This is a genomic window from Streptomyces glomeratus (genome assembly GCF_021462825.1).
GTDB classification, from domain to species: Bacteria; Actinomycetota; Actinomycetes; order Streptomycetales; family Streptomycetaceae; genus Streptomyces; species Streptomyces glomeratus.
This window is the reverse complement of the sequence record NZ_JAKEEB010000077.1, coordinates 1-5,613: the sequence shown is the minus strand read 5'-3', so window position 1 is coordinate 5,613 and position 5,613 is coordinate 1. Positions and strand designations below refer to the sequence as shown.

At 68.9% G+C, this 5,613-nt stretch carries 7 protein-coding genes and 2 pseudogenes; 3 read left to right on the top strand and 6 right to left on the bottom strand.

Features of this window, described 5'->3' with window-relative positions; all coding sequences use genetic code 11:
* Window positions 1–132, top strand: a pseudogene (locus tag LZ604_RS36650) (IS256 family transposase); the annotation flags it as partial.
* Window positions 133–472: 340 nt separating this feature from the next.
* Window positions 473–1,369, top strand: a complete 897-nt coding sequence (locus LZ604_RS35185) for a hypothetical protein (RefSeq protein ID WP_234520278.1) — start codon at window positions 473–475, stop codon at window positions 1,367–1,369.
* 395 nt (window positions 1,370–1,764) lie between these two features.
* On the opposite strand, the gene LZ604_RS35180 is transcribed toward LZ604_RS35185, so the two are convergent.
* The 5 genes from LZ604_RS35180 to LZ604_RS35160 form a co-directional block, all read right to left on the bottom strand.
* Window positions 1,765–2,517 carry a DUF3618 domain-containing protein gene (locus tag LZ604_RS35180; RefSeq protein WP_234520277.1) on the bottom strand — a complete coding sequence of 251 codons (753 nt, stop codon included), beginning with the start codon at window positions 2,515–2,517 and terminating at the stop codon, window positions 1,765–1,767.
* The gene (locus LZ604_RS35175) at window positions 2,493–2,927 is read right to left on the bottom strand and encodes a phage holin family protein (protein ID WP_234520276.1); all 435 of its coding nucleotides are present in this window, start codon (window positions 2,925–2,927) and stop codon (window positions 2,493–2,495) included. The genes LZ604_RS35180 and LZ604_RS35175 overlap by 25 nt, the downstream gene beginning before the upstream one ends.
* Before the next feature lies 1 nt (window position 2,928).
* The gene (locus tag LZ604_RS35170; protein ID WP_234520275.1) at window positions 2,929–3,531 is read right to left on the bottom strand and encodes a hypothetical protein; all 603 of its coding nucleotides are present in this window, start codon (window positions 3,529–3,531) and stop codon (window positions 2,929–2,931) included.
* A gap of 333 nt (window positions 3,532–3,864) precedes the next feature.
* Entirely contained in the window at window positions 3,865–4,041 is a 177-nt protein-coding gene (locus LZ604_RS35165; RefSeq protein ID WP_234520274.1) for a hypothetical protein, read from the bottom strand.
* Between the two features lie 462 nt (window positions 4,042–4,503).
* Window positions 4,504–4,947: an NUDIX hydrolase gene (locus LZ604_RS35160; RefSeq protein ID WP_234520273.1), complete on the bottom strand. Its 444-nt coding sequence runs from the start codon at window positions 4,945–4,947 to the stop codon at window positions 4,504–4,506.
* A 141-nt stretch (window positions 4,948–5,088) separates the two neighbouring features.
* Here LZ604_RS35160 and LZ604_RS35155 point away from each other — a divergent pair.
* Window positions 5,089–5,418 (top strand): annotated as a pseudogene (locus LZ604_RS35155) (NsdA family TPR-like regulatory protein); the annotation flags it as partial.
* Window positions 5,419–5,520: 102 nt separating this feature from the next.
* Here LZ604_RS35155 and LZ604_RS35150 read toward each other — a convergent pair.
* The coding region (locus LZ604_RS35150) for a transposase (RefSeq protein ID WP_234515494.1) at window positions 5,521–5,613 on the bottom strand (93 nt) is incomplete at its 5' end.

Sequence of the window (5,613 nt, the reverse complement as noted above, 5' to 3'; positions counted from 1 at the left end):
CTCCACGACGAGTGGCAGGTCTTCGACCGCCGCTACCTCTCCGAAGCCTCCATGGCCGAGCTCTTCACCACCAAGCCAACCGAACCCGAACCGCAGATCACCCCACAACCGGAACCGAAACAGCTGCCGTGACTACACCACCCCGCGGGACATGACCGGGAGCAACGCCTGATGGCTCTACCCACGCCGGAACGGACAGCAGCTCTGCACCGGTTTGGGAGGCGGTAGACGCTTGCGAGCAAACCGAAATCACGGGTCCTGACGGCACCGGTACGGGGAGTCGCTGTCGGGGGTTGCTCAAGGACCAGGGCTGCGGGGTGTCTAAGGTCCCCTCCATGACGAGGTCCACGCCCCCGCGCCCTGTCGATGTCGAGGCGCTCTTTCCGGAACTGGCCGCCTTGGGGGGACGACAATGCGGCTCCATCCGCGGCCGGGCAGACCAGATATGTCGGCTAGTTCCGTGGGCGGTCCCATGCTGTGGCCGGCAGGCGAGCCGTGGCCGGTGTGCAGCGAAGCCCACGGCCGCGGGCGTGGGCGACGACCGGCCGACATCCGCCGCTATCGGCAGGTTCTGGCTTCGGCATGGGCCCGCGACCAGGCCCCCGGCCCCACGGACGAGGAACGGGAGCTGCTGAGCGAGCTGCACCGGGAACACCGGACCCCCGGGGTGTCCGAGACCGACCTGCTGCCGATGATCGGCCTCGCGCAGCTGTACCGGCGGGATGTGCCCGACCTCCCGGCGGGGCCGGGCGACTGCGACCTGCTCCAGGTGTTCTGGTGCCCCTTCAACGCGCACGGCCCGGACCGCCACGGCCTGGAGCTGCACCTGCGCTGGCGGCGGTCGTGGGGGGTCGGCGAGGTGCTGCCCGCGCCACCGCAGCCGCTGGTCGTCGGGTCCGACGGCTTCGTGCCCGAGCCCTGCGTGCTGCACCCGGAGCAGGTGGTCACCTACCCGTTCGCCGGCCTTCTGCCCGAAGAACTGTGCGCTCGGATCGAAGCCTGGGAGGAGGCCCTCGAGGCGGAGGCCGAGCAGTCGGCGGACGGAAGCACGGTAGTGCCGCTCGCCTACCAGTACGACCTGTCCATCCCGCCCGGCTGGCGCGTGGGGGGCTTCGCCTCATGGCACGCGGCCGACCCGTACCCCATGGACTGCCTCACCTGCAGGACGCCCATGCACCTGCTGTTGACCATCGACAGCTCGGAATGGGACCACGGCAGCGGCAGCTGGCGACCTCGGGAGGAGGACCGGGCCCAGCCCGCACACCGGTCTGCCACCCCCACCGAGGTCAGCGTGGGCCGCTGGGGTGAGCTCAACGTCTTCGCCTGCCCCGACGATCCCGAGCATCCGCACCGCTGCAGCATCCAGTAGCTCGTCGATCCCGAGTGCCGTCGCCTCTCATGAACATCGAACACGCCGAGGGTTCCGTGCCTCCCGAAGCACTGAACGAAACCCGTGAACGAAAACCAGCCTGGTCACGGCGAGGGTGGCGACTCGGTAGGAGTGACCGTGAGCCGCCCTGCACCGTCCCGCCCCCGCCCCGCCAGGCCGAGGGTGAGCAGCGCTCCCCTCGTATCGTCTTCAAGCATCGACGGGCACGGCTCAGCAAGGCCGCAGCCTCACGCGCCTCGGCGGGCCGGGGCGGGCTGGCGCGACCCGGGCCGCGCCAGCCCGGCTGCGAGGGCGATCGCGCTCGCTTGCGCCGGTGCGTGCTGGCAGGTGAGTCTGAGGCAAGACCCAAGATGGCGGGTGCTGACGCGGTCTGGTCAGGGCGCGTCGGGCGACGTGGTGTGGCCGCGGGCCTCGTCGAGGGTGGTCTTCCCTGATTCACGAGCCTGTTCGGTGACTTGTTCCATCTGGTCTTGTGCCTGTTCGGCGGTGGTGCGCGCGGCCTGTGTCGCGGTGTCCTGCACCTCTTGGGCTGCCTGCTGTGCGGATTCGGTGGCGGCCTGGGTGAGTTGCTGGGCGGACTCGGATGCGGCCTCTTTGACGGCCTCGAAGACCGGCGTGGCTTGTTCTGAGGCCCGTGATGCGGCTTCCTCCTCCATCTGCGAGGTCGGGATGAGGGCGGCGGCGAGAGCTCCGGCACCGAAAGCGATCAGACCGGCGGCCAGTGGGTTGCCCTCGGTCTGCCGCATCGCCTGCTCAGGCGCCTGCTTCACGGCCTGCTGCGTCTGCTGCACCGTCTGCCGCGCCTCCAGCGCGGTCTGGCCAGCTGTGTCCTGCAGTGTCTGGGCTGCCTGGCCGACGGTGCCGCTGAGCGATTGGGCCGCTTGGGAAGTACTGGCCTGGACCGACTGGGACGCCTGCCGGGCCTGATCGGCGCCGCGGCTCACCGCACGGGCGGAAGTGCCCATGACCTGCTGGCGGACTCTTCTCATCGCTCCCCGTGCCCTGCGAGTGCGGCGTTTGACCATCCGGCTCGGGCGGGCGCTGTCGGCGAGTCGGGCTACATCGGTGGACAGCTTGCTGCGGGTCGCTTCGATATCGGCCCTTATCTCGTGGGGTGCCGTGCCCATTGCGCGTCCTCCTTCAGGGTTTCCACCGTGTGATGCGGCTGTGGTGACACCGCGCGCAGGCGAGAGCGGCCCAGTGCGGCAAGAACCACCGCGACGACCGCCCATACCGCGGTGACGATCAGGGCTGCCCAAGCTGCGGGTATGGCGGCGGCCAGACCGAAGACAGCCGCCAGGGACAGGAAGAGGGCCGTCATGGAACCGGCGAATCCGGCCCCGCCGTACATGCCGGCAGCCTTTCCCGCTTTGACGGCTTCCTGCCGTATCTCGGCCTTCGCCAGCTCCCGCTCCTGCCGTGCCAGTGTCTGCAGGTCCGAGGCGACCGCGGTCAGCAGCTCACCCATCGACGCGTCACGGACGACCGGCGTCTGACCCTGTCCGCGTTCTTGTGATCCGAGGTAGGTCGTCGCCATCTCACAGCTCCGGGCGCGGTGGCGTCGTCGGTGTATCGGTCGCGGACGGGTCGTAGGGGTAGTCCGGGATCTCCGGTTGACCGGCTGGGCTCTGACCACTTTGCCGTGCTGACGACTGTGGAGGCGTAGGGCTGCCGCCCGTGACGCCGGCGGACGCCCTGCTCCCGGCTTTGGCGAGGCGGCCCACGGTGAACCCGGCCAGCAGGGCGCCGCCCAGGAACAGGCCAGGGCGCCGGCGGGCGAAGTCCTGCACATCACTGACCAGGCCCTCGGCGCCGCGCTCCTCGATGTACTGCGCTGCATGGCGACCGCGTCTGGAGGCCTCGCTCAGAACGCTCTTGACCGACGAGTCGCCCGCAGCGGTGTCGGCGATTTCAGCCAGTTCACCTGCCCACTGCCGCATCGTCCCGGCTCCGCGCCGGACCTGGCTCTCGGCCTCCTCCACCATGCGACTGCGAAGGTCACGCGCTACGTCGCCCGCCTGTGCTCTGGCTTCCCCGGCAACGGTTCTGGCCTGTTCGACGGCTGTGCGGGTGACCTCCTCGACGGCCTGCGTGGCCTGGTTGCCCACGGCCGCCGCTTCCTGCCCAGCGGTCCGTGCCACCTGCCCAGCATCCGTGTTCGCTATCCGGCTCATGGCTTTTCTCTCTCCCCTTGCCGCAAGGAACCTTCCGTATCCGACTAACCATCCAAAAAAACTGAAAACAGGAAAAAGTTCTCTAGCTCTCATGCCGGTGCAGGGCGCCGCGGCGGATCACCTTCGCCGGACTGATGACCTTGGCCTTGCGGCGGGCGCGGATCGCGGGACGGCGCGGCCAGCTGCACAGGACGGCGTCGGCGTGCCTGTCGACCAGCGGGCACGATCACGACTTAGACCCTTCCGGATGCTGCCGCTGGCCACGCGGCAGCATCCGGAAGGGCAATCCAATCCATGCCCTCACGACTCTTCCGACGCGGGCTCGTCACCGGAGTCCGCAGTGTCCCCGTCCCCCTCGCCGGTCTGGTCGCTTGTTGCGGCCGGTTGCTGGGTGCCCTCTTCCTCGGGGAGGACGTCCTTTTCTCCCGTTTCCTGTTCCAGCGGGTGGGACATGTCCTGCTCGTCTGGGCTGCTCATGCCGGCTCCTTTCCCGAATGGAGACCCCGCCGTCCGAGTCCCCCGCATCGGCGTTCCAGATCGTGCATCCCGGCACCGGCACGATCCGTCGCCCGCGCTGCGGCGCCTGCGGGCCCGGCCTGGGCACCACAGCGGCGGGCCGGGCCAGCGGGCGCGCAGGGCCTTGAGGAAGCCGAAACTCGCGTCACCGCTTGCGCGGGCCAATGCGGCAGTCAGCCTGCCGGCGGCCAGATCGAGGGCGGTGAGTATCTGCCTATGCCGCCGTAGCGGTTGCACGGGGCAGCCCGCAGCCTGCGTGGACGCCCGCCGGGCCCCATGTCTTGCCCTTGTGGGGGATCAAGCCAGCGGCCCGAAAAATTGACAGCGCCCGGCGTCACACCCGGTCACGAAGAGGTGGGTGAGGGCATGCAAAGCCGGTCTGGTCAGGGCTCTTTCCTGGCCAGACCGGCCGTTGTTGTCCGGCTACTGCCAGCCGTGCAGCGTCAGGGCGCTGGACTGGTTGAGGCAGCCGTACAGGCCCGCGCTGGGGTATTCGATGATGTCTTCGGGAAGGTCATGGTCGGGGAACCACTGGAGCGCGAGGCACTTCTCGGGCTCTTTGTTGACGGGTGTTCCCTCCCACTGGGAGGCCACGAAGAAGAACCCGATGCGCTCGCAGCTGTGGTCCTGCCGGTGGTGTACGACATGCCGGAGCTCCAGGTGATCGGGGTCGACCTTGATGTCGGTCTCCTCGAACAGTTCGCGGGCTGCCCCGACGGTGAGGGGTTCGCCCTGGTCGAGCTTGCCGGAGGGCAGGTGCCAGCGGCGGTAGCCGTAGGGGCCCCCTCTCTGTGAGAGGAGGATCTTGTCGCCGTCGCGGAGAAGGACGTGGGTGTCGATGATGGGCTGTGCCGGCTGTCCGTTCATGATTCCTGGGGGGTCGGGGCGGTGGCTGAAGCATCTGACGGTAGTGGGAGGGCGGGGAGCGCGTCGGCGATTCGGCTCGCGACCTCCGATGGGGGGTATCTCTGTGCTGTCGATCATGAGTACCTTGGGTCCGAGGTCAACGCCCGCCTGCGCGAAGCCGAGGCGGCGTTATCCCAAGCGGATAACCGGCACGACGCGATCGGCGGCTACGACCAGGCCGCCTACCTCTTCCACGTCTTCCACGTGCTGATGGAGGAGGGGGACCTTGCGGGCAGCATTCACGCGATGAAGCAATCGATCCGCGTGCAACCGGCACAGGAGCGGCAAGGCCGCGTCCACGCCTACGCGGTCCTCGCGCAGCGCCAACTGCGGTACGGACACCTGGAAGCCGCGTGCGACTCCTGGGCGCGCTTCCTCGATGAGTACGAACACGTCTCCTCCGTCCGCGGCGACGGCCACTTCGCCACCATCCCTGATCTTGGGTGGGTATCCCCGGCTTCAGCCGGGGAGGGAAACGCGTCCTTGGACCGGAGGCGCGCAGCGCCGGAGTTCGTTGCGCCTGCTCGGTGAGGGTCAGGTGGGCCGTTTCTGGCCTTCGATGTACTGGCGGACGATGCTGAGCGGTGCGCCGCCGCACGAGCCGGCGAAGTAGGAGCGGGACCAGAA